Here is a 22,754-nt window from a genome sequence, read left to right as displayed (position 1 = left end):
CCGAACACCCGGCCGATGGCAGCCACGCCCTTGTGCTGGACCAGGAACAGGCCGACCAGGATCACCAGCGTGATCGGCACGACGAACGGCCCGAGCGCCGGCGCGTCGACCTTCAGGCCCTCGATCGCCGACAGCACCGAGATCGCCGGCGTGATCGCCCCGTCGCCGTACAGCAGCGCCGCCCCCACCAGCCCGACCACCAGCAGCAGCGCCTTCCACGTGCCCGGCCGGGCATGCCGCGCGCCGAGCAGCGCCAGCATGGCGACGATGCCGCCCTCCCCGCGATTGTCCGCGCGCAGGATCAGCACCGCGTATTTCAGCGACACGATCAGGATCAGCGACCACAGGATCAGCGAGACCGCCCCCGTGGCCGCCGCCGGCACGGCCGCGCCGCCGGCCGTCGCCGCCTTCACGGCCTCCTTGAACGCGTAGAGCGGGCTCGTGCCAATGTCGCCGTACACAACACCCAGCGCGCCCAGGATGAGGGCGGGTCGGAGCCGGTCGCGGGCCGTTCCCGGCTCCGCCGTGCCCACCTCGGACCGGAGGGTTGCCGCCGACGCAAGGGTCTCGCTCAACGCATGGCTCCCCGAGGGTACGACCCGGCCTCGATGATTTGGGCGCCGGGCGCGACGCCGCAGCGGTGAAGCTAGGGGCAGCCGCCGTGCCGTCCAGCAACCAACCGGCGGCGATCAGATCAGGCCGGCGAGTTCTTCCGGGCAGGCGTCGCCGCGGCGCAGGCAGAAGACGGGGACGCCGGCATGCCGGGCGATCGCGGCAGCCACGGTCGCGGCGGGCGCCGGCGCGCTTGGGCTTTCGCTGACCGCGACCGCGCGCAGCGGCACAGCGTGGAAACGCAGAGTCTCGCAGGCGGTGAGCGCGTGGCTGATGGCCCCGAGATAGCTTCCGGATACGAGAAGCACGGGCACGTCGAGCGCCCGGAGCCAGTCCAGGCCGGTCGCGGCCTCGGTGACCGGGCTCATGAGCCCGCCGACGCCCTCGATGAGCAGCGTGCCCTCCGTTCGGGCGAGCTGCCCACGGCACCAGTCGACGAGTTCGGAGAGGTCGAGGGAGCGCCCCTCCAGCACGGCGGCCTGATCGGGCGAGAGCGGCGCCGAGAACCGCCACGGCGAGCAGGATTCCACGGCTTCCTCGTCAAGGGCGATGCTCTGCGCGTCCAGCAGCCGGGCGGTGTCGCTCTCGATGAAGCCGGGGTCGCCAAGGGACGGAACGCCGCTCGCGAGCGGCTTCACGGTCCGGACCGGGCGGCCCTGTGCCCGCAGATAGCGGGTCAGGGCGGCGGTGACGTAGGTCTTGCCGATCTCGGTTCCGGCCCCGGCAATGAACAGCGCCCGCGCGGGCATCTGAGCCTCAGGCCTGGAGACTGCCGTGACAGTGCTTGTACTTCTTGCCCGAGCCACAGGGGCAAGGCTCGTTGCGGCCGACGCGGCCCCAGGTGGCGGCGTCGGTCGGGTCGCGCTCCAGCACGGCGCCGTCCGCCGCGAGGCTCTGCGCGGCAAACCCATAGGCCGGACCGGCACCACCGTCGCTGCCCGAGCCGAACCCAGCATAATCCATCTCGTTCTCGCCGGTGACCGGATCGAGATGCTGGGCGAACATCGGTGGCAGCGCCGGACCGCCGGCCGAAAATTCCGCCGGCGGCTCCTGCATCATGATTTCGACACGCGAGAGCTGCGCGGTGACCTGCTCGCGCAGGGCGGTCACGAGCCCGTTGAACAGGTCGAAGGCCTCGGATTTGTACTCGTTCAGCGGGTCGCGCTGGGCGAAGCCGCGCCAGCCGATCACCTGCCGGAGGTGGTCTAGCGTCACGAGGTGCTCGCGCCAGAGATGGTCGAGCGTCTGGAGCAGGACCTGCTTCTCGATATAGGCCGTGACCTCGGCACCGTTCTTCTCGGTCCGCTCGGCATAGGCCGTCTCGGCCGCCTTCATCAGGCGCTCCCGCATCTCCTCGTCGGCGATGCCCTCCTCCTTGGCCCAGTCCTCGACCGGCACGTCCAGGTTGAGGATCTCCTTCACCTGCTCGTGAAGGCCGGCGACGTCCCACTGCTCGGCATAGGCGTTCTCGGGGATGTGCCGGGCGACCAGATCGTCGATCACGCCCTCGCGCATCTCGTCCACGGTCTCGCGGACGCTCTCCTGGGCCATGAAGTCCCGGCGCTGCTCGAACACGACCTTGCGCTGGTCGTTCATGACGTTGTCGTATTTCAGCACGTTCTTGCGCATGTCGAAGTTGCGCGCCTCGACCTTCTGCTGCGCCTTCTCGATCGCCTTGTTGATCCACGGGTGGATGATCGCCTCGCCCTGCTCCAGGCCGAGCTTCTGCAGCATCCCGTCCATGCGGTCGGAGCCGAAGATCCGCATCAAGTCGTCCTGGAGCGACAGGTAGAATTTCGAGCGGCCCGGATCGCCCTGGCGGCCGGAGCGGCCGCGGAGCTGGTTGTCGATGCGCCGGGATTCGTGGCGCTCGGTGCCGATGATGTAGAGGCCGCCGGGCAGGTCCTTCTTGCGGCCCGCCTCCGGATCCGCCTTCTCGCCCGAGGCGAGCACCTTGGCGCGGTTCTCGGCGATCTCGGCCTTGATGGCCTCGATCCGAGCGTCGCGCTCCGGCCCCTCCGGAACGCCCGCGAGCTCCTTCTCGACCCGCATCTCGACGTTGCCGCCGAGTTTGATGTCGGTGCCCCGGCCGGCCATGTTGGTGGCGATGGTGATCGCGCCCGGCACACCGGCCTCTGCGACGATGTAGGCCTCCTGCTCGTGGAAGCGGGCGTTCAGCACGGCGAAGCGCTTGGTCACCCGGCCCTCGCGGGCGGCGGCGTAGACGTCGGTCAGCGCGTTGGGGTCCGAATAGTCGAGCAGGGTGTAGCCGGCTTTTTTCAGCATCTCGGCGAGGTGCTCCGACTTCTCGATTGAGCCGGTGCCGACCAGGATCGGCTGGTGGCGGCTATGCGCCTTGTCGATCTCCGCGATGATGCCGTCGTACTTCTCGCCGACCGTGCGGTAGACCTCGTCATCCTCGTCGACGCGCTCAACCTCCTTGTTGGTCGGGATATCGACCACGTCGAGCTTGTAGATCTCGGCAAACTCGTCGGCCTCGGTCGAGGCTGTGCCGGTCATGCCGGCCAGCTTTTTGTAGAGGCGGAAATAATTCTGGAAGGTGATCGAGGCGAGCGTCTGGTTCTCGGGCTGGATCGTGACCCGCTCCTTGGCCTCCAGCGCCTGATGGAGCCCTTCCGAGTAGCGACGGCCCTGCATCATGCGGCCGGTGAACTCGTCGATGATCACCACCTCGTCGTTCTTAACGATGTAATCCTTGTCGCGGGTGAACAGCGTGTTGGCGCGCAGCGCCTGGTTCACGTGGTGGACGAGGCTGACGTTGTGCGCGTCGTAAAGGTCGCCCTCCTTGAGCAGGCCGACCTCGCGCAGGGTCTCCTCCACGAACTCGTTGCCCAGCTCGGTGAGCGAGACCGTGCGCTGCTTCTCATCCAGGTCGTAATGCTCGCGCACCAGCCGGGGCATGATCGCGTCGACCGACACGTAAAGCTCCGAGCGGTCGTCCACCGGGCCCGAGATGATCAGCGGCGTGCGCGCCTCGTCGATCAGGATCGAATCGACCTCGTCCACGATCGCGAAGTTGTGCCCCCGCTGGGCGAGCTGCGACAGCTCGTACTTCATGTTGTCGCGCAGGTAGTCGAACCCGTATTCGTTGTTGGTGCCATAGGTGATGTCGCAGGCATAGGCGTCCTTGCGCTGCGCGTCGTCGAGCCCATGGACGATGGTGCCGACCGAGAGCCCCAGGAAGCGGTAGAGCTGGCCCATCCACTCGGCGTCGCGGGCGGCAAGGTAGTCGTTGACGGTGACGACGTGGACGCCCTTGCCCTCCAGAGCATTAAGGTAGACCGGCAGCGTCGCCACCAGAGTCTTGCCCTCGCCGGTCTTCATCTCGGCGATGCCGCCCTCGTGGAGCACCATGCCGCCGATGAGCTGCACGTCGAAATGTCGCTGGCCGAAGACGCGCTTGGCTGCCTCACGCACCGTAGCGAAGGCCGGCACCAGGATGTCGTCGAGGCTCTTGCCGTTGGCGAGCTCGGCCTTCAGCATGTCGGTGCGGGCGCGCAGCGCCTCGTCCGAAAGGTCCTGAATCTCCGGTTCCAGCGCGTTGATCTGCGCCACGCGCGGGCGGTAGCCCTTGACGCGGCGGTCGTTCGAGGAGCCGAAAATCTTCTTGGCGATGGAGCCGAGCATCATAGACCTGCGGACGCGCGAGCCCGCCCACGGGTGAGCGTGGCGGGCCGGCCTGGGCGGAGTTGGCCGAGCTTATAGAGGTAAACATCGCCCGGCGCACCTGGAAGGGGCAGCCCTCAACGCACGCCAGTACGGTCACGGTTCCGGCATCGCTGAAACGGCCGCGCTTGCCTTCTCGCCCCATGCGGGCCACCTGTGCCGCGGCCTGCCGCCCGGCCGATCCGGCGCGGCGCCGAGACGTGAGCCGAGGACTTCGCCCGTATGCCGAACACCGCCCTTCTCCGGCGCGTCAGCGCGCTCGCCGTCATGATCGCGATGCCGGGACTGGCGCTGGCCCAGGCACCCCAGAAGAGCCCGACACCGGCCGCCAACACGCCGGCTGCTGCTCCGGCTGCCGTGCCGAGCGCGGATTCCGTTGTGGCGAGCGTGAACGGTAAGCCGATCACGCAGGGCGATCTCGCCATCGCGGCCGATGACCCGGCCCTGTCGCTGCCCGGCGTCGACGAGGCGCAGAAGAAGAGCCTGCTGGTCGACTACATGGTCGACCTGCGCGTCGGTGCGCAGGCGGCCGAGGCCGCCAAGATTGGCGACACGCCGGAGTTCAAGCGCAAGCTCGCCTACTTCCGCGACAAGCTCCTGCTCGACGACTACCTGGAGCAGGAGGCCAAGCGCGCCGTCACGCCCGAGGCGGAGCACGCGATCTACGACCAGACTGTCAAGCTGATGAAGCCAGAGGAGGAGGTGCATGCCCGCCACATCCTCGTCGACAACGAGGCGGAGGCGAAGAAGATCGCCGCCCGCATCAAGGGCGGCGAGGATTTCGCCAAGGTCGCGGCCGAGACTTCGAAAGATCCGGGCTCGAAAACCGAAGGCGGCGATCTCGGCTGGTTCACCAAGGAGCGGATGGTGCCGGACTTCGCCAACGCGGCCTTCGCGATGAAACCGGGACAGGTATCCGATCCGATCAAGACCCAGTTCGGTTGGCACGTCATCAAGGTCGAGGAGAAGCGGACTAAGCCGCAGCCGACTTTCAACGAGCTGAAGGATCAGATCGACCAGCACCTGATCCGCAAGGCGCAGCAGGACATGATCCTGAAGCTGCGTTCGGAGGCGAAGATCGACCGCACGGACGCGCCTCCGGCCGCGGCCGAGACTGCGCCCGAGCCGAAGAAGCCGTAAGCGGTCTCAAGCCATGACCCGTCCATCGCGACGCCGAACTCGCGCTAACGCGACGTCGGGCCGATTGAGCCCGACGGTCGGCGGTGTTGGCGCGCGCGGCTTTAGGTGATCCATCGGGCGCTACGCTTGCCAGCGTTGCGCTACCCTGCGTGTCTTCGCCGCGCCCGTGGGGACAGTGCGAATCGAATCTGTTGCGCGCCTCAGTCCCGGCGCCGCGGGTCCGGTCAATACGGCCGATCCGGGACAAGGTAGCTGGATTGCGCCGTCGCGGGCCGGGGCGTAACCCCCAGGGCGGCGAGTTCGGTACTGCGGCGCCCCTCGGCGATCCGGTCGAGCACCGCGATCAACAGCCACGGACACGCGATGCCGATGAAGAACGCCATGTGACCCTCCCGTGCCGAACCGATGTGTCCGTTCGGCCTAGGAAAATAATAGGGGGGCCGGGCCCCGCCGCAAGCGGTACCCGGCCCGGATCTCAGATCCAGCCCTGAAGCTCACGGCGCACCACGTGCTCGATCACGCGCATGCCGAGATCGCTGTCGTTCAGGCAGGGGATGTAGGCGAAGTGCTCGCCGCCGTTATCCTCGAAATAGTGGCGATTCTCGCCGTCGAGTTCTTCCAGGGTCTCCAGGCAATCCGCCGTGAAGCCCGGGGCGACGATTGCCATCCGCTTCACGCCTGACTTCGCCAGCTCCATCACCGTCTCGTCGGTGTAGGGCTTCAGCCATTCCTCGTTGCCGAAGCGTGACTGGAAGGTCACGCGCATCTTCTCCGGCGACAGACCGAGCGCCTCGCGGATCAGCCGCCCGGTCTTGTGGCACTGGCAATGGTAGGGATCGCCCTTGAGCAGGTAGCTCCGCGGCACACCGTGGAACGAGGTGAGGATCACCTCCGGCTCGAAATCGAGTTTGGCCAGACCTTCGCGGATCGAGTCGGCCATGGCGGCGATGTAGACCGGGTCGTCGTGGTAGGGTGGTGAGACGCGCACCGTCGGCTGCCAGCGCATGTCCATCAGTGCCCGGAACGCCTGATCGCAGGCCGTGGCCGAAGTGGCGGCGGCATATTGCGGGTAGAGCGGCACCAGCAGGATGCGGTCGCAGCCCTGGTCGAGCAGCGCCTGGATCCGGCCGGCCACCTCGGGCTTGCCGTAGCGCATCGCCCAGTCGACCACCACGGACTCACCCATGGCTGCCTGGAGCCGCTCGGACTGGCCGCGGGTAATGGTCTTCAGCGGTCCCTCGTTCAGCGCGTTGTTCCATACGCTGGCATAGTCGCGACCTTTGGGCCCGGGACGCTTCGTCAGGATGATCAGGTTGAGGAGCGGCCACCAGATCAGCCGCGGCACCTCGATCACGCGCCGATCCGACAGGAATTCCTTGAGATACCGGCGCATGGGCCAGTAGGTCGTGCCCTCGGGCGTCCCGAGATTCATCAGCAGCACGCCGACGCGGCCCCAGGCCACCTTCGGGTGGTCGGCCGGCAGCGTATCGGCCGCGGGCGCGAGTGGTGCGAGGGGCCGGCCATTCGCCAGCGCGGCGGGTTCGACGCGTTCGTTCATGGCAGCGTTCCGGCGCCGCGCGCCGAGATCCTTCCTCTGGTTTCCGATATCCGGCGGCCGGCGCGTATGCCTGAGCTTGGCCGGAGGCTTAAACCCCGTCGGGTGCGCTTCATGTAGGGTGCGAAGCCGCCCGGCGAAGACCGGACGCGCCATGCCGCACAGCGGTGTGCGGCACACTCGACCCCTGTCCCTAAACACGGGCGGCTCCGGGCCGCAACCGCCGCCCGGGTGACGGAATCCCGGCGCCCCCTATCTCGGCGCAGAAGCTGACCGCGAGAGACCATGACCGATACGCCCGTGGCCGACGCCCTCGCCGCCTTCCGCGCCTCCGCCTCACCCTGGCTGGCGCTGCCGTTCTTCACCGACGGGCAGGCCGACGCCGTGGCGGCCAGGGTCGACGCGCGAATCGCCGCGGGTGCCCGCGTGCTCCCCGCTCCGGACCGGATCTTCCACGCGCTGGCCGAGACGCCGCTGCGGGACGTGCAGGCCGTGATCCTCGGACAGGATCCCTACCCAACCCCGGGCGACGCGAACGGCCTCGCCTTCTCATTCGTGGGCTCGGGCCGCTTGCCTGCCTCGCTGAAGGCGATTCTCGCAGAGGCCGGATCCGATCGCGCCGCCGGTGGCGACCTGAGCGCCTGGGCTCGGCAGGGCGTCCTCCTGCTCAACAGCGCGCTGACCGTCGAAGCCGGCAAAGCCGGCGCGCATCTGCGCTACGGCTGGGCCGCGCTCACCGACCAGGTGGTGAGCGCCGTCTCAGCGCGTCCGGAGCCAGCCGTATTCCTCCTCTGGGGCACTCAGGCGCGGGCCAGAGCCGCGCTGATCGATGCGAGCCGCCACGGCGTGTTCGAGAGCGGCCACCCCTCGCCACTCAACCGCGCCCGGGATTTTCCCGGCTCCGACCCATTCGGCCGGGCCAATCGCTGGCTCGTCGAGCATGGCCGCCGCCCGATCGACTGGCGCCTCGGCTGAAGGGGCGCCGAGGCCTATTGTGGCTTGGTCGGCTCGGCGGGTTTGGCTTGAGCAGGGGTTTCCTGGCCTGCCGGCAGGAGCACGTTCTTGGCCACCGTGCCCTCGGGCCCGTACTCGCCGGCCACCGCGAGGCAGGCCTGATCGCGGTTCTGCACCATCTGGTTCGACATCAGCGTGAACATGGTCTGCACCCGGTTGCCGAACGGCCCCCGCGGCTGGACGTCCCCGATCTGGACGTTCTGCTTGGCGAGCAATGCCTCGAACTGGTCGCTGCCGATCCGGTAGCCGCAGACGTTCGAGGCGGCGAAGATGTAGGCGGCGAATTCCAGGGCCCGCGGTGCCGGGGCGTTCCGGATCTGTGCCTGCGCTGGCAGGGCCGCGAGCGTAAGCCCGGCGAAGAGGCAAGGTCGGGTCATTGTGAAGCGCATGCGCGGCGGTTTCCTCGATCGTGGGCAGCCTCTCGCGGGCTGCCTCTGGCGGCCGGGACATAGGCCGGTCCCGCGCGCGCGCCAATGCGACCGAAGTTGCCGGCAATGCGAGCGTCGCCGTTCACGACCCGTTTGGCATAGGTTCAGTGCCCTGCCCGTCGCGCAGACGAAAAGACGGCCGTTTTTCGGCGGAACGCCAACATGTGAGAGAGTGTTAACCTGCTCGCGTCACGCCAGGACCTGCAGTGTGTCCAGTTTCAGGCGGTCCGCATCGCATGTTCGGCGTCCATTCTCCTGCGGCCTCTATCCCCGTCCCGGCTCGGGACACCGACCACCAGCGCGTCCGGGCGGGCGCGTCCGGAGCCGCCTTCACGGATCGGCGCACTGCGCCGGCCGTATCCGCCACGATCTGCCCGCATCGCTTGTCCCGCTGGGCCTGGGGTGAGGGCCTGCGGGCCGGTGAGACCGTGGCCCTGTTGGTGCAGGATCTCGGGCAGGCGGAGGCCATGCGACTCGGGCTCACCCGCCTGGGCCTGCGCGTCGTCAGCCTCGACTGCGCGGGCCGCGAGCAGGCGCTGGCCGACGCGCTCGCCCAGTCGGCAGCCGTGCTGGTCGTCGTCGATACCGCCCTCGCCGACGTTTATGCCGGCGTGATGGGCCGGCTCTGCGACTATCCTGCTCTGTGGTGGAACGGGCCGGGCGCCGACTTCGCGAGCCTCGACCTCGCCCTTGCCGAGCAGGCCTGAGAGACTCTCACTCGCGTAGGCGGCTTCCGGTTCGGGCTGGTGCTTCAGCGCCAGCGGAAGTTCTGCCGCCAGCTTTCGAGGGCCTCGTAGCGGATGGGGTCGTCCGGGCAGAGACCGCCGCCGCATTCCGCGGCCGTCGAGACGGCATTGGCAAGAACAACGCCCAGGAACAGCAGCAGGCAGGCGGTTCCGAAGGGGCCGGATCTGCTGCGCAGGGAGCGCGATTCCGGTTCGAGGATCCGGTCGTCCAGGAGCAGCACGCCCACCCCGACGCTCATCGCCACGAAGGCTATGAGTGCGAGGGTGTAGAAGTGCAGGCCGAACAGAGTCGATCCGAAGCCGCCGGTCCCTGGTACGATGTGCAGGGCGACCTGCCGGGCCGACACAGCCGCCCCCGCCATGGCCCCGAGGATTGTGACCGCGTAATGTGACGGTCGTGGACCGAAGCGGACGTTGAGCGCGAAACCGATGGCTGCCGCCGCGAAGGCCGCCCGCTGAAGGAGGCACAGCGGACACGGCAATTCACCACCGTGGAATTGATACCAGAAAGCCACGATGAGGGCGGCGCAGCAGCCGAGCAGCCCCAGGGCGTTGAGAATGCGGGCCCGGTGAGATGTCATCGCGTGCTCCGCTCAGAAGTCGAGTTGGAGCGTGGCGGTGGCATGCGCGGCAAATAGCGCGAGCGTGCCGATCAGCGACACAACCCATAGACCGAGGGCAACGCCGCGCCGTCCGCTCAGGATGGCCGCCGCGCTCCCGGCAAACCCGACGAAGGGCAGAACCATCATCGACAACGCTCCGCTCTGGGGAGGCCGTCGAATGATTCGAATCCGCCTCTGCGAGGAAAGCTTGGCTCAGGGGCCGTTTAAGCTTTGCTGACGGCGTGGCCTGCCGCAGCGGCATCGCCGACCCCGGACCCGCGTGCTATCCTAGCGCCACAAGACCGGCCCCGTACCAAGGCGGCCGGCGCCGGGAGATGCCGCCATGTCCGCAGCCCTTGCCACGGCTTCCTCCGTCGGGACGGCCGAGGAGGCGTCAGTCCTGCTGCGCAGCGATGCCGATGGGATCGCGACCCTGACGCTGAATCGGCCTCAGGCCCGCAATGCCCTGTCGATGGCCCTGATGGAGGCTCTCCAGGAACAGCTCGACGCAATCCGCCAGGATGCTGCGGTGCGGGTGGTAGTCCTGCAGGGAGCGGGGTCTGCCTTCTGCGCCGGGCACGATCTCAAGGAGATGCGGGCCGATCCGTCCCGCGCAGCGACGGAGACGGTGTTCCGCACCTGCGCCCGGCTCATGCTGAGCCTCACGCGCCTGCCGCAACCGGTGATCGCCCGGGTTCACGGGATCGCCACCGCAGCCGGCTGTCAGCTCGTCGCGACCTGTGATCTCGCCGTCTGCACCGAGACGGCCCGCTTCGCCACGCCGGGCGTGCAGATCGGCCTGTTCTGCTCGACCCCAATGGTCGCCCTGTCGCGGGCCGTATCGCGCAAGGCGGCGATGGAGATGCTGCTGGTGGGCGAGCCGATCGACGCCGCGGAGGCTCTAAGGATCGGCCTCGTCAACCGCGTCGTGCCGGAGGCCGATCTCGACGCGGTAGTGGGCGCCCTCGCGGCCCGGATCGCCGGAAAGGCCCGGCGCGTCCTGGCGATCGGCAAGGAGGCGTTCGGCCGCCAGATCGAGATGGGTCTGGAGGACGCTTACGGCTACGCCGCCGAGATCATGACCCGGAACATGATGATGGCCGATGCCCAGGAGGGCATCGACGCGTTCCTGGGCAAGCGGCCGCCCCGCTGGGAGCCGTGAGCCCGCGTCGTGGCGCGATACGACGCAGGCTGTTCGGCCGCGCATGCGTAGGTGATGGCGTCGCCCTGCCCTAGGATAGGGAGCCCGACCGATCCTGCCGGGCTCGGCGCCGCAACGCGGAACGGCTGATGAGCACCATCGACCTGTTCGGTCTGACGCTGGCCTTCTACGGCACGATGCCGCCGCCGCGACCGCCGAGGCCGAATCGCAACGGCGCGACCTGGGCCGCCGCCGTGATCTTCGGGGGCGTCTGCCTCGCCATGATCGGGCCGATGATCACCATCTGGAGCTTCCATAGGCCCTATGCCGAGGCCAAGGCGCGGTGCATCGCCTCCGGCGGCCGGGTTCTGTACGCGGCCCTCGATGGCAGCGGACCCTATCGCTGCGAGCGGCCCGCCGCGGGCTCCACCATTGCGCATCCGGCCAAGCCGGCGGATTAATCCGCCCGCCGCATGGGCTTCGGGTTAATCCGGCGCCTCCCGACGCCAACCCGGATACCGTGACCTTGGAAAACGCGCTTACCCGCTGGGTCCAGTCGACCGCCCTGATGCGGTCGGATGTCGAGGCGCTGATCGGCTTTGCGCTGGCGATCGGCGTCACCCTGCACGCTTTGCTGCGGAAACGCCGGGTTAGCGTGGCGGTGGGTTGGATCGGACTCGCATGGCTGTCGCCGGTCTTCGGTACCGCCCTCTACCTCACCTTCGGTATCAATCGCGTCTCGCGCCGCGCCCGGCGGCTGCGGACGAAACCCTCCGACGCGACGAAGCTGCCTGATACCGACGACGCCGTAGTGCCGGAAGCACTGTGGCCCCTCGACCGTGCGATCCGGCGGATCACCAGTTTGCCGGCCTTCGCGGGCAACACCGTGCAGATATTCCGCAACGGCGATGCGGCCTATCCGGTGATGCTGGCCGCGATCCGGGAGGCGCAGACCAGCATCGGGCTATCGAGCTACATCTTCCGGGACGACGCTACCGGCCGCGAGTTCTGCGACGCCCTGGTGGAGGCGCAGGGTCGCGGCGTGAAGGTGCGCGTCATCATCGACGGGATCGGCGGCGGCTATTTCCGGGCGCCTGTCTACCATCGCCTCACGGCCGCCGGAGTGCCGGCGGCCCTGTTCATGCACTCCGCCCTCCCTTGGCGGATGCCGTTTCTCAACCTGCGTTCGCACAAGAAGCTGCTGATCCTCGACGGGCGCATCGCCTTCACCGGCGGCCTCAACATCTCCCACCCGAACCGCGTCGCCCTGAAGCCGGAGCACCCGATCCGCGACACCCATTTCCGGCTGACCGGACCCGTGGTCGAGCAGCTCGCCGCCGCCTTCGCGGCTGACTGGGCCTTCGTCGACGGCGAGAGCCTCGACGGCGCCCCGTGGTTCGTGGACCTCGAGCCGTGCGGCCCGAGCGTCGCTCGAGCCGTGACCTCCGGCCCGGATGCCGATGTCGAGAAGATCGAGCAGGTCATCCTCCAGGCGCTCGCCTGCGCGCGCCGTTCGGTGCGGTTCGTGACGCCCTACTTCCTGCCCGACGAGCTGGTGACCGGCGCGCTCGCTCAGGCCGCAACCCGAGGCATCACGATCGACGTGATCATCCCGCGGGTCAGCGACCATCCGTTCATCGACTGGGCGACGCGGGCGCATCTCGAGCCGCTGCTGCGGGCCGGTGTGCGAGTCTGGCTCGACGAGCCGCCCTTCGACCATTCCAAGGCGATGGTGGTCGACGACGTTTGGTGCTTCGTCGGCAGCGCCAACTGGGACATGCGCAGCTTCCGTCTCAACTTCGAATTGAATGTCGAGATCGTCGACGCCGAGCTTGCCGCCGATCTCGACCGGTTCATGCGCGGCAAGATGGAAGCGCGGCTCAGCCTTGAGGATCTCGCCGCGCGCGGCCTCCCGATCCGTCTGCGCGACGCAGGCGTGCGACTGCTGCTGCCATACCTTTGAACCGACCGGGGGCATGCGCCTCGGGAGCCGGGCCAAGATGAACGACGATCGGCCGATGATCGGAGCGCCCCCGCGGCAGCACCGCGTGCGCGTGGCAGACGAGGCCGCGGGCGAGACAGCGATCGAGCCGCAGGGGCAGAACCTCGACCATCGCGTGGGTCGATTGCCGCGGTCCGACATCGCGGAAACCCGGGATCATCGCGGGGCCGACGATGTTGTAGTCACCGAGCACGGCGGCGCGCGGGGGCAACTCGCTGACGATGCGGCGCAGCTGCCGACGGTTCAGCATCTGGCCGTGCGACAGATGCACATTGGCCACGCCGAACTCCCCGAGATCGAGGATCTGGCAGACCCGGTGCACGAGCGCCCCTGAGGGCAGCGTGATCACCCGGGGGGGCGCCGGCCAGGGTTTGGGGCTCCACATGGCCAGCCCGTGTATCCGGCCTGGCAGGGGAGCCCAGGCGTAATGTCCGCCGATCCGGTCCAGGAGGAAGCCGATGGCCCGGGTCGCCTCCTGCATCAGCAGCAGATCGGGTTTCTCCCGGGCGACGAGGTCGGCGACGTCGTCCACCGCCGCGCCGGTGCGCCGCAGCAGGTTCCAGCTCACGATCTTGAAGGGCTGATGCGGCCGATCGGCGGGGCGGATTGGCGTAGCAGGTGATGGTGCGAGATTGGAGCGGACCGGGCGTGCAGCAGGATTCATCGAGCCGGTCTCGTACCTCAACCCGCGGCGCTCCCGCCACCGCCACGCTCTAACGCGCCTGGAGCCGGGACGTTCGACCGGATTCGCGCCGGTGCCGGGCACGTTGTAGTCGGTAACCAGCCGCCGGGCCCAGCCTCGCTGCCGCACAACCCGTCACCGGACGCCGCTTGAGGCGAACCCTCTCCGCAGCCTAAGAGCCCGCATGGTAGCGTCGACGGTCCTGCCGGATCGCCGCCCCCATGTCACCACCGATCCATTCCGGAGACCGATGACGGCGTTCAGCTTCATCCACGCGGCCGACCTGCATCTCGGCAGCCCGCTCTCCGGCCTCGCCGCGCGCGACGCGGATCTCGCCCGGCGCCTGGCCTCGGCCGGGCGCCAGGCTTTCGAGGATCTGGTGAGCCAAGCGATCGAGCGGTCGGTCGCCTTCGTGGTGGTGGCCGGTGACGTCTATGACGGCGACTGGGTCGACACCACGATCGGCCTGTTCTTCGCCCGGCAAGTGGCGCGCCTCGACCGGGCCGGGATCCCGACGATCCTCGTGCGCGGCAACCACGATGCCGAGAGCGTCATCACGCGCTCGATCACGCTGCCGGCTTCCGTGCACGTCTTCCCGACCGCACGCGCCGGCACCCTGCGTCTCGACGCGCTCCGCGTCGCGATCCACGGCCGCAGCTTCCAGGGCCGGGCCGTGGAGGAGAACCTCTCGCTCACCTATCCGGCCGCCGTGCCGGGCTGGTTCAACCTCGGGGTCCTGCACACCTCCTGCACGGGTCACGCCGCCCACGAGACCTACGCCCCCTGCTCGGTCGCCGACCTCGCGGCCCGGGGCTACGAGTACTGGGCGCTGGGCCACATCCACGAATACGCGGAGCTGTCCCGCGATCCCTGGATCGTGTTCCCTGGCAATCTCCAGGGCCGGAGCGTGCGCGAGTGCGGCGAGAAGGGCGCGGTCGTGGTGGACGTCTCCGACGGGCGGGTGAGCGGCGTCAGCCGCCTGCCCCTCGACCGCGCGCGGTTCGAGCGGATCGCAATCGACCTCGCGGCGGCGGCCGATACCCGTGGCGCCGTGGAGGCCGTCGAGGCGGCCCTGAAGCCGCTCGCTGCCGTCGCGGCGCGCCGGCTGCTCCTGGTCCGCATCCACCTCGTCGGCACCAGCCGGGCTCACGACGCGCTTGCGGCCGATCGTGAGTCTGTGACGGCCGAGATCCAGGCGGCTGCGCACCGGTTGCACGAGGACATCTGGCTGGAGCGCCTGAAGATCGAGACCCGCCGCCCGCGCCCACAAGGGGAGCCCTCCGGTACCGCCATCGACCCCGCGGCGCTGCTGGCCGATCTCGACCGCGATCCCGAATTCCGCGCCCGGGCGAAGGCAGCCCTGGCCGAGATCGGCGGCCGGATGCCCGGCACCGCCGCGGCGGAGGCCGGTCTCGACGCGGAATTCGATGCGCTCTGTGCCGAAGCGGAGGCGCTGGTGCTCGGGCGCCTCGGCGGCCGGCACTGCTGAGGCCATCGTCCATGGAACCCCGATGCGCCTGATTCGCCTCGCCCTGGAGCGCTACGGCGCCTTCACGGACCGCACCGTCGAATTCCGGCCGGATGCGCGCCTGCACGTCGTAGTGGGCGCCAACGAGGCCGGTAAGAGCACCGCGCTGGCGGCGGTCACCGACCTGCTGTTCGGCTTCGGCAAGACCACGCCCTATGCCTTCCTGCACGACATGCCGCAGTTGCGTCTGGGTGCGGAGATTGCCGCCGCCGACGGCCGCCGGCTGTCCTTCCGCCGTCGAAAGGGTAACACCCGAACCCTCATCGACGCCGCCGAGGCACCGCTCCCCGACGATGCCCTGGCGCCGTTCCTCGGCGGATTGTCCCGGACGGTGTTCTGCCGGGCCTTTGGCCTCGACGCGGCGAGCCTCCGAGCCGGCGGTCGGGAGATGGTGGACGTGGAGGGCGAGGTCGGCGCGAGCCTGTTCGCGGCGGGCTCGGGCCTTCGCGGGCTGACGGAGCTGCAGACGACGCTCGATCAAGAAGCCGACGCCATCTTCGCCCCGCGCCAGGCCAAGCATCGGACCTTCTACCAGGCGCTGGAGCGCCACGAGCTGGCCCGGCGGGCAATCCGCGAGCGGAGTCTGCGCGCCGGTGACTGGCGTGCGCTGAATGACGAGATCGCCGCAGCGGCTGCTCAGCTCGAGGCGCTGCGGGCCGAACAGAAGGCGATCACGGTCGCGCGCGCCCGGCTGGAGCGGCTCAAGCGCGTCCGGCCGATGATCGCTGAGATCGACGCGCTGGAGCAGCGCATCGCTGCCGAAACCGACCTCGTCGACGCGGATTCCGCCTGGATCGCTCGTCTCGGTGCGGCCTTGGACGCGTGCCGCACCGCGGAAGCCGAGGCAGCGCGGGCTGAAGCCGCGCTCGAACGAACCCGAAGCGAGGCCGAGGCGGTGTCGGTCGAACCGGGGCTGACTCACCGCGCGGACGAGATCCTGGCGGCGTTCAGCGGCACCAAGGAGTTCGAGAAGGGCGCCACCGATTTGCCGCGGATCGAGGGTGACGCCCACAAGGTCGCGCTGGAACTGGAGCGGCTGCGCGCGCGGATCGGCCTGCCCGATCTCACTGCGCTCGAAGCCCGGCAGCCCCCGGATGCCGTGCGCGTCCGGATTGAGCGCCTGATCCGTGAGGGCCGGACCTTCGCGGCCGCCGAGGACCAGCTCGCCCGCGACCTCGCCGCCGCTCGCATTGAGCGAGAGCGCCTCAACCGGGAAGTGGAGGCGGCGGATGCCACTCGGGATCCGAGCCCCCTGCGGGAGGCGCTGAAGCCGCTTGTTCGGTTGCACGAATGGATCGCTGCCCGCGACACCCTCGATGCCACGATCCGCCGGGAGGCGGCGCTTCTGCGCAATCAGGCTGAGCGGCTGTCGCCGCCGGTTGCCGACCTCGCTGTCCTCGTTCGCACGCCTCTGCCCGCTCCCGATACGGTGGCCAGTTACCGTCAGCGTCTTGATGCCAAGACGCGCGAGCACGAGCGGGCCGCCGATCGTCGTGACGCGGTGCGTCGGCAGGTCGCCGTCACCCGGGCGCGGCTTCGCGAGCGCGAGGCCGGCCGACCCATCGCCACCCGGGAGCGGCTCGACGCGGTGCGGGCGAGCCGAGACGCCGCCTTCGCGTCGCTGCGCGACGCCCTCGCCGCCGGACGATCGGCCGGGATCGCCGAGATTGCGGCCTTCGAGCGGGCGCTCATCGAGGCGGATCGCCTCGCCGATGAGCGGGCCTCCGACGCGGCCCGGGTCGCCGCCCACGCCGTCGACCTGGAGCGGCTTGCTACCGAGGAGGCCGAGGCCGTGCAGGCCGATACTGTCCTCACAGGTCTTGCCGCGGAGATTGCCGCTGGCGAGGCGGCTTGGCGGGACGCTTGGCGGCCTGCCGGCTTGGTGCCCGGGCCGCCGGCCGAGATGGCGGCTTGGCTCGCCGAGGTGGAGAGCCTGATCGAAGCCCAGCAGCGGCTCGCCGAGCAGCAGATCGAGGCAGATCGCCTCGGGACTCGGATTGAGGCCGCCCGGGCGCCGCTGGCCGATCTGCGCGCCCGCGCCGGGCTCGACGCCGCGCCGGAGCTTGAGATCGCCGCCGCGCTGGACGGCCTCGAAGCGCGGGTCGCCACCCTGGCGAGTCGCTGGGAGGCCAATCTTCAGACCGGCGGCCTGCTGCGCGCTGCCCAGGCCGCCACCGGGCGGCTGGAGGCGGCCCTCGCCGAGGCGGCCGCTCGACGCGCGGCGTGGCAGACCGAATGGGCGGCGGCGCTGCTGCCCCTTGGGCTCGATAGCCAGGCCGCGCCCGAGGAGGCCGAAGGTGCGTTGGAAGCATGGCGGAACGTGCCGGACCGGCTGGCGGAGCGGGCCGCCTTGCAGCGCCGGTCGGCCGGGATCCGCCGGGACATGGAGGCGTTCCGGGTCACTGCGGCCGGCCTGGTCGCGGCGCTGGCGCCCGATCTCGCGGATGCGCCGCCCGCCGGTGCGATCCGGACGCTCCACGGCCGCCTCGTCGCCGCGCAGGCCCGCGAGGCGCGGCGTGTTGAGCTCGACCGCCGCCGCGACGAGGCCGAAGCGGCGCATCGCGGCGCCGCCGAGCATCGCGACTCGGCCCGGGCGTCGCTCCTCCGGCACGTCGCCGAGGCGATGCCGGACCTTGCCGCAGCGCCGATTTCGGAGATCGATCGCCTGTTCAGTCGCATGAGCGAGCGGGAGAAACTCCGTGCCGAGCGTCTGCGGCTTCGCGGCAGCCTCGCCGGTGCGGCCGATGGCCTCCCCGAAGCCGAGTTGCGCGCCGGTCTCGAGACCCTGCCCCCGGAAGCCATCGAGGCTGAGCTGGCACGGCTGGCGCTCGAGGCCGACGAGCAGGCGGAACGCGGCCAGGTAATCTTCGCCGACCGTGACCGGGCCGAGCGGCGGCGGGCTGAGCTGGAGGGTGGTACTGGTGCCGAGCTGGCGCTCGCCGAGCGGAAGGCCGCGGAAGCGGATCTGCAAGAGGCCGCACGCTCCTGGGCCGTGCTGCGGCTCGCCGGACTGATGCTGGGGCAAGCGGTGGCCCGCCATCGCGCGGGACAACAGGATCCGCTCGTCGCCCGGGCGGGCGCCCTATTCCACGCCCTCACCGGCGGCGGATTCTCCGGGCTCGCGCAGATCTACGACGAGGCCGACACCCCGAAGCTCGCCGGGCAGCGCGCCGGGGGCGGCACGGTGGCGATCGAGGGCATGAGCGAGGGCACCCGCGACCAGCTCTATCTCGCCCTTCGGCTGGCCTATCTGGAGGATTACGCCGGCCGCGCCGAGCCGGCGCCCTTCATCGGCGATGACCTGTTCTCCACCTTCGACGAGACCCGGACCGGCTACGGTCTGGATGCGCTGGCCGAAATCGGCACGCGGGTGCAGCCGATCCTGTTCACGCATCACCGCCATGTCGCGGAGATCGCCCGCGACAGGCTCGGCGCGGCCGTGGACGTGGTGGCGCTCTAGGAGTGGTAGCGGAGGGGGGAGCCCTCCCCTCCGCCGCCTCTCAGGCGCTCGCACCCGCGAGGTAGCGCGCCTCAAGATGTGACCGGAACGCGACCGTGCCGAGCTTCGTCCCGGTGGCGCGGGTGAGCAGGTCGTCGGTGTCGAGCAGGCTCCCCACCGCGTGGACGTGCGCGCGGAGCCAGTCCCGCAGGGGACCGAATTCGCCCTGCGCCAGGCAACCCGGCAGCTCCGGCTCGGCTGTGCGGGCGGCCCGGAACAGCTGCGCGGCCGCGAGGGCGCCGAGCGTGTAGGTCGGGAAATAGCCGAACGCCCCGCTCGGCCAGTGGATGTCCTGGAGGCAGCCAACGCGGTCGTCCGGCACGGTGAGGCCGAGGAGATCGCGCAGGCCGTCGTTGAAGGCCCCCGGCAGGTCGCGCACCGCGAGGTCGCCCGCGATCATCGCGGTCTCCAGCCGGTAGCGCAGGAGGATGTGGGCCGGGTAGGTCGCCTCGTCGGCATCCACCCGGATGAAGCCCGGCGCGACCCGGGTGTTGAGCGCGTGCAGATTCTCCGGCGACCATTCGGGCCCGGATCGCCCGAACGCTGCCTGCAGGAGCGGCGCCAGGAAGCTGAAGAATTCCTGGCTCCGGCAGGCCTGCATCTCGACGATGAGCGACTGGCTCTCGTGCAGGCTCATCCCCCGCGCCGCGCCGACCGGCTGGTTCCGCCACGCCGCCGGCCGGCCCTGCTCGTAGAGGGCGTGCCCGGTCTCGTGGAGAACGCCCATCAGCGCCCGGCCGAAATCGGCCGCGTCGTAGCGGGTGGTGATCCGCACGTCGTCGGTGGCGCCGCCGCAGAACGGGTGCAGGCTGATGTCGAGCCGGCCGCGGGTGAAGTCGAAGCCTACGGCCTCCATCAGCTTCAGGCCGAGGTCGCGCTGCACCGTCACGTCGAACGGGCCGACGATCGGGAACGGCGCCGGCCGGGATGCCTGGATTTCCCGGGCGCTGGCGATCAGGGCTGGCAGCCAGCTAGACAGGTCCGCGAAGAGCGGGTCGATCGTCGCCCGGCGCATGCCGGGATCGTAGCTGTCCAGCAGCGCGTCGTAGGGGTCGAGGCCGAGGGCCGCGCCCTTCGCCTGGCCGATCTCCCGCTGGAGCCGCAGCACCTCGGCGAGGTGGGGTTCGAGGCGCGCGAAATCGGCGTCGCGCCGCGCCTCGCGCCAGACCATCTCCGAGCGGGATACGGCGCGGGAGCTGGCCTCGACGAGGTCGCGCGGGACCGCGGTGGCGTGGGCCTGGGCGCGGCGCATCTCCCGCAGGTTGGCGGCGGCCCAGGGTTCCAGGCCCCCGCGCTGCTCGGCCGCCGCCAGCTCGTCGGCGGCCTCGGGGGCTGTGAGCATCCCGTGGGCGAGCCCGCGCAGGATCGCGAGCTGGTCCCCGCGGGCCTCGGCGGCGCCGTCCGGCATCAGGGTCTGCGCGTCCCAGCCGAGGATCCCGGCCGCGCCCTCGAGGGCGGCGAGCCGGGCGAAGCGCTGTTCGAGGGTCTGATAGGCGGTCATGCGGTCTCCGGTCGGGTACGTCACACGGCTTCGCATCGCGGTGTTCAGCCGGCCTGAAGCATCTCCAGCTCCAGCCAGCGGTCCTCCGCCTGCGACAGCTCGGTCTCGACCTGGGCCAGCATGGTCGAGGCCTTGTCGAACCGGGCCGGGTCGCGGGCATAGAGCTCGGGGTCAGCGAGGACCGTCCTGAGCTGGGCGATCGCCGCCTCCAGCTTCTCGATGCGGGCCGGCAGTGTCTTCAACTCGTGCTGGTCCTTGAAGCCGAGCTTGGGCTTGCCCGACGGCTGGGCGGCCGTCGCAGCGGCGCGCTCGCGCGGCTCCTTCGTCTTCTGAGCGGCGGTTCGCGCCTCGACGCCCTGGCCGCGCTGGACCAGCATGTCGCTGTAGCCGCCGGCATACTCAACCCAGCGGCCGGCGCCCTCCGAGACCAGCACGCTGCCGGCCACGCGGTCGAGGAAGTCGCGGTCGTGGCTCACCAGGATCAGCGTGCCCTGGTAGTCGCCCAGCATCTCCTGGAGCAGGTCGAGAGTCTCGAGGTCGAGGTCGTTGGTGGGCTCGTCGAGGACGAGGAGGTTGGCCGGCTGGGCCAGGGCCCGGGCGATCAGCAGCCGGTTGCGCTCGCCGCCGGACAGCACCGAGACCGGCGTGCGCGCCTGCTCGGGCGTGAACAGGAAGTCCTTGAGGTAGCCGATCACGTGGCGGCTCTGGCCGTTCACCGTGACGCTGTCGCCGCGCCCGCCGGTCAGCACGTCGGTGACGGTCATCCCGGGCTCCAGCACGGCGCGGGCCTGATCAAGCACCACCGGCAGCAGGTTGGTGCCGAGCACGACCTGCCCGGCATCCGGCGCGAGCCGGCCCATCAGCAGGTTGATCAGGGTACTCTTGCCCGCGCCGTTCGCCCCGACGATGCCGAGCCGGTCGCCGCGCATCACCCGCAGGGACAGGCCGTCGACGATCTTGCGCTCGCCATAGCTCTTCGCGATGTCGCGGGCCTCGACGACGAGGCTCCCGGAGGATTCGGCGTCGGAGGCCTGCATGCTGACGCTGCCCACCGGGCGCCGCACCTCGCGGCGGTTCTGGCGCAGCTCGTGCAGGTTGCCGAGCCGGCGGACGTTGCGCTTGCGCCGCGCCGTGACCCCGTAGCGCAGCCAATGCTCCTCGGCGACGATCTTCCGGTCGAGCTTGTGCTGGTCCCGCTCCTCCTCCTCGAAGAAGGCGTCGCGCCAGGCCTCGAAGCTGGAAAAGCCCTGGTCGATCCGGCGGGTCTCGCCGCGGTCGAGCCAGATCGTGGCCCGCGACAGGGCCGAGAGGAAGCGCCGGTCGTGGCTGATCAGCACGAGGGCGGCGCGGGTGCCCTTCAATTCCGTCTCGAGCCACTCGATCGCCGGCAGGTCGAGATGGTTGGTGGGCTCGTCGAGAAGCAGCACATCGGGCTCGGGCGCGAGCGCCTGCGCCAGCGCGGTGCGGCGTCCCTCGCCGCCGGAGAGCTTGCTGGGATCCTCGGCACCGGTGAGGCCGAGGCTTTCCAGCAGGTAGCGGGCGCGGTGGGTCGATTCGCCCGGCGGCAGTCCAGCCTCGACGAAGTCCAGGGTCGTGGCGAAACCCGTGAAATCGGGCTCCTGGGCGAGGTAGCGGATCGTCGTGCCGGGCTGGAGGAACCGGCGCCCCTTATCGGGCTCCGCCAGACCCGCGGCGATTTTCATGAGCGTCGACTTCCCCGACCCATTCCGGCCGACGAGGCAAGTGCGCTCGCCCGGCGCGATGGCGAGGCTCGCGTTCGTGATCAGCGGCGTGCCGCCGAAGGTGAGTGCGACGTCTTGGAGGGTGAGGAGCGGGGGAGCGGCCATGGGCCGGCTTATGGCAGCGTGGGGCGGCCGGTTCAAACGGCGCCGCCCCCTTCGGCAGGCGCCCGGTCAGGCGATCGGATTGGCAGGGCCGGTGGGCGGGCTGATCTCGGGCGCGCCGGGATCATTGACCGGGATTTCGGGCGGCTGGATTCCGGGCGCTTCGGCCGGCGTATTCCCGGGAATTTCCGGCCCGGGCGGCTGCGTCGGCGCTTGCGGCGGATCGTACGGCCGGTCCGGGACCGGCGCCGGCTGCGGCGGCACCTCTGGCACCTGACCCGGATCGGCGAGCGTGAAATCGGGCACCTTCATCCTCCGCGAGACCGACGGTGCAGGTCCGCACCGTTTCGGCGGAAACAAGGTCCGGCCGATCCGGTTCCGGAGCGCTACTTCTTCGTCAGCAGCAGGTTACCCTCCTTGCTCGCCACCTTCTGGATCTTCTCGGCGAACAGGGCGAGGAGGAACGGCAGTTTCACCTCGAGGCGCACGCTCTCCGCGCCCACATCGATCGTGCCGGCGATTTTCTGGGCGACCGCGGACACACCGAAATCAAGGCGGTCACCCGTCCAGGCAAGCTGGTCGACCGTGATGCCGCTCTTGGCCAGGAAGGCCCGCGCCTGATCCGTGCCGTGCTCAAGGCGCCGCTTGGCCTCATCGCGGCCGAGGTCGTGGGGAATGTCGACGATGAGGGGCTTGGGCATGGGTGGCTGATCCGAACTGAACCCGGCAGCAGATGGTGCGTCCGGGTCCAGCAGACAACGCCTCAATCGCGG

At 70.0% G+C, this 22,754-nt stretch carries 21 protein-coding genes; 8 read left to right on the top strand and 13 right to left on the bottom strand.

What is annotated here, in order from left to right; translation table 11 throughout:
• The 3 genes from BLT59_RS11925 to secA form a co-directional block, all read right to left on the bottom strand.
• Positions 1-533 (bottom strand): KUP/HAK/KT family potassium transporter (locus BLT59_RS11925; RefSeq protein ID WP_244513954.1); only part of this gene is annotated, 533 nt, incomplete at its 3' end.
• 156 nt (positions 534-689) lie between these two features.
• Positions 690-1,361 carry a dethiobiotin synthase gene (gene bioD, locus BLT59_RS11920; RefSeq protein WP_091779708.1) on the bottom strand — a complete coding sequence of 224 codons (672 nt, stop codon included), beginning with the start codon at positions 1,359-1,361 and terminating at the stop codon, positions 690-692.
• 7 nt (positions 1,362-1,368) lie between these two features.
• The gene (gene secA, locus BLT59_RS11915) at positions 1,369-4,260 is read right to left on the bottom strand and encodes a preprotein translocase subunit SecA (protein WP_091779757.1); all 2,892 of its coding nucleotides are present in this window, start codon (positions 4,258-4,260) and stop codon (positions 1,369-1,371) included.
• A gap of 261 nt (positions 4,261-4,521) precedes the next feature.
• Between secA and BLT59_RS11910 the strand changes: the two genes are divergently transcribed.
• Positions 4,522-5,439, top strand: a complete 918-nt coding sequence (locus tag BLT59_RS11910) for a peptidylprolyl isomerase (protein WP_091779706.1) — start codon at positions 4,522-4,524, stop codon at positions 5,437-5,439.
• Between the two features lie 224 nt (positions 5,440-5,663).
• Here BLT59_RS11910 and BLT59_RS31265 read toward each other — a convergent pair whose 3' ends face one another.
• Positions 5,664-5,822 carry a hypothetical protein gene (locus tag BLT59_RS31265; protein ID WP_175543998.1) on the bottom strand — a complete coding sequence of 53 codons (159 nt, stop codon included), beginning with the start codon at positions 5,820-5,822 and terminating at the stop codon, positions 5,664-5,666.
• 92 nt (positions 5,823-5,914) lie between these two features.
• Entirely contained in the window at positions 5,915-6,997 is a 1,083-nt protein-coding gene (gene hemH / locus BLT59_RS11905; protein ID WP_091779704.1) for a ferrochelatase, read from the bottom strand.
• Between the two features lie 282 nt (positions 6,998-7,279).
• On the opposite strand from hemH, the gene BLT59_RS11900 reads away from it, so the two are divergent.
• Positions 7,280-7,969, top strand: coding sequence for a uracil-DNA glycosylase (locus tag BLT59_RS11900; protein ID WP_091779702.1), 690 nt, complete (start codon positions 7,280-7,282; stop codon positions 7,967-7,969).
• A gap of 14 nt (positions 7,970-7,983) precedes the next feature.
• Here BLT59_RS11900 and BLT59_RS11895 read toward each other — a convergent pair whose 3' ends face one another.
• Positions 7,984-8,385 carry a hypothetical protein gene (locus tag BLT59_RS11895; protein ID WP_091779755.1) on the bottom strand — a complete coding sequence of 134 codons (402 nt, stop codon included), beginning with the start codon at positions 8,383-8,385 and terminating at the stop codon, positions 7,984-7,986.
• Positions 8,386-8,819: 434 nt separating this feature from the next.
• On the opposite strand from BLT59_RS11895, the gene BLT59_RS11890 reads away from it, so the two are divergent.
• Positions 8,820-9,143, top strand: coding sequence for a hypothetical protein (locus BLT59_RS11890; protein WP_244513949.1), 324 nt, complete (start codon positions 8,820-8,822; stop codon positions 9,141-9,143).
• 44 nt (positions 9,144-9,187) lie between these two features.
• On the opposite strand, the gene BLT59_RS11885 is transcribed toward BLT59_RS11890, so the two are convergent.
• Together BLT59_RS11885 and BLT59_RS31260 are read right to left on the bottom strand one after the other, a co-directional pair.
• Positions 9,188-9,763 (bottom strand): disulfide bond formation protein B, encoded by a 576-nt coding sequence (locus BLT59_RS11885; RefSeq protein ID WP_091779698.1) that lies wholly within the window; start codon positions 9,761-9,763, stop codon positions 9,188-9,190.
• A gap of 12 nt (positions 9,764-9,775) precedes the next feature.
• A complete protein-coding gene (locus BLT59_RS31260) occupies positions 9,776-9,931 on the bottom strand; it encodes a DUF5993 family protein (RefSeq protein ID WP_175543993.1) in 156 nt (51 codons plus the stop codon).
• 196 nt (positions 9,932-10,127) lie between these two features.
• Between BLT59_RS31260 and BLT59_RS11880 the strand changes: the two genes are divergently transcribed.
• From BLT59_RS11880 to BLT59_RS11870, 3 genes are all read left to right on the top strand, one after another.
• Entirely contained in the window at positions 10,128-10,946 is an 819-nt protein-coding gene (locus tag BLT59_RS11880) for an enoyl-CoA hydratase (protein WP_091779696.1), read from the top strand.
• Between the two features lie 128 nt (positions 10,947-11,074).
• On the top strand, positions 11,075-11,386 hold the full coding sequence (locus BLT59_RS11875; protein WP_091779694.1) for a hypothetical protein: 312 nt from the start codon (positions 11,075-11,077) through the stop codon (positions 11,384-11,386).
• A 65-nt stretch (positions 11,387-11,451) separates the two neighbouring features.
• A complete protein-coding gene (locus tag BLT59_RS11870) occupies positions 11,452-12,888 on the top strand; it encodes a phospholipase D-like domain-containing protein (RefSeq protein ID WP_091779692.1) in 1,437 nt (478 codons plus the stop codon).
• Here BLT59_RS11870 and BLT59_RS11865 read toward each other — a convergent pair.
• Positions 12,806-13,591, bottom strand: coding sequence for an endonuclease/exonuclease/phosphatase family protein (locus BLT59_RS11865; RefSeq protein WP_175543996.1), 786 nt, complete (start codon positions 13,589-13,591; stop codon positions 12,806-12,808). The genes BLT59_RS11870 and BLT59_RS11865 overlap by 83 nt on opposite strands.
• 268 nt (positions 13,592-13,859) lie before the next feature.
• Between BLT59_RS11865 and BLT59_RS11860 the strand changes: the two genes are divergently transcribed.
• Both BLT59_RS11860 and BLT59_RS11855 read left to right on the top strand, forming a co-directional pair.
• Positions 13,860-15,098, top strand: a complete 1,239-nt coding sequence (locus tag BLT59_RS11860) for a metallophosphoesterase family protein (RefSeq protein WP_091779690.1) — start codon at positions 13,860-13,862, stop codon at positions 15,096-15,098.
• 22 nt (positions 15,099-15,120) lie between these two features.
• Positions 15,121-18,597, top strand: coding sequence for an ATP-binding protein (locus tag BLT59_RS11855; protein ID WP_091779750.1), 3,477 nt, complete (start codon positions 15,121-15,123; stop codon positions 18,595-18,597).
• A 40-nt stretch (positions 18,598-18,637) separates the two neighbouring features.
• Here the strand turns inward: BLT59_RS11855 and BLT59_RS11850 are convergent, their stop codons facing one another.
• The 4 genes from BLT59_RS11850 to BLT59_RS11835 form a co-directional block, all read right to left on the bottom strand.
• The gene (locus tag BLT59_RS11850; RefSeq protein ID WP_091779688.1) at positions 18,638-20,137 is read right to left on the bottom strand and encodes a carboxypeptidase M32; all 1,500 of its coding nucleotides are present in this window, start codon (positions 20,135-20,137) and stop codon (positions 18,638-18,640) included.
• A 44-nt stretch (positions 20,138-20,181) separates the two neighbouring features.
• Positions 20,182-21,984 carry an ATP-binding cassette domain-containing protein gene (locus BLT59_RS11845; RefSeq protein ID WP_091779686.1) on the bottom strand — a complete coding sequence of 601 codons (1,803 nt, stop codon included), beginning with the start codon at positions 21,982-21,984 and terminating at the stop codon, positions 20,182-20,184.
• Positions 21,985-22,050: 66 nt separating this feature from the next.
• Positions 22,051-22,293, bottom strand: coding sequence for a hypothetical protein (locus BLT59_RS11840; RefSeq protein WP_173009217.1), 243 nt, complete (start codon positions 22,291-22,293; stop codon positions 22,051-22,053).
• 74 nt (positions 22,294-22,367) lie between these two features.
• Positions 22,368-22,682, bottom strand: a complete 315-nt coding sequence (locus tag BLT59_RS11835; RefSeq protein WP_012317725.1) for a polyhydroxyalkanoic acid system family protein — start codon at positions 22,680-22,682, stop codon at positions 22,368-22,370.
• Positions 22,683-22,754: the final 72 nt, after the last annotated feature.

The organism is Methylobacterium sp. UNC378MF (assembly GCF_900103195.1).
Classification (GTDB): domain Bacteria; phylum Pseudomonadota; class Alphaproteobacteria; order Rhizobiales; family Beijerinckiaceae; genus Methylobacterium.
The sequence above is the reverse complement of the archived record's forward strand: the minus strand, read 5'-3'. Positions and strand labels throughout refer to the sequence as shown.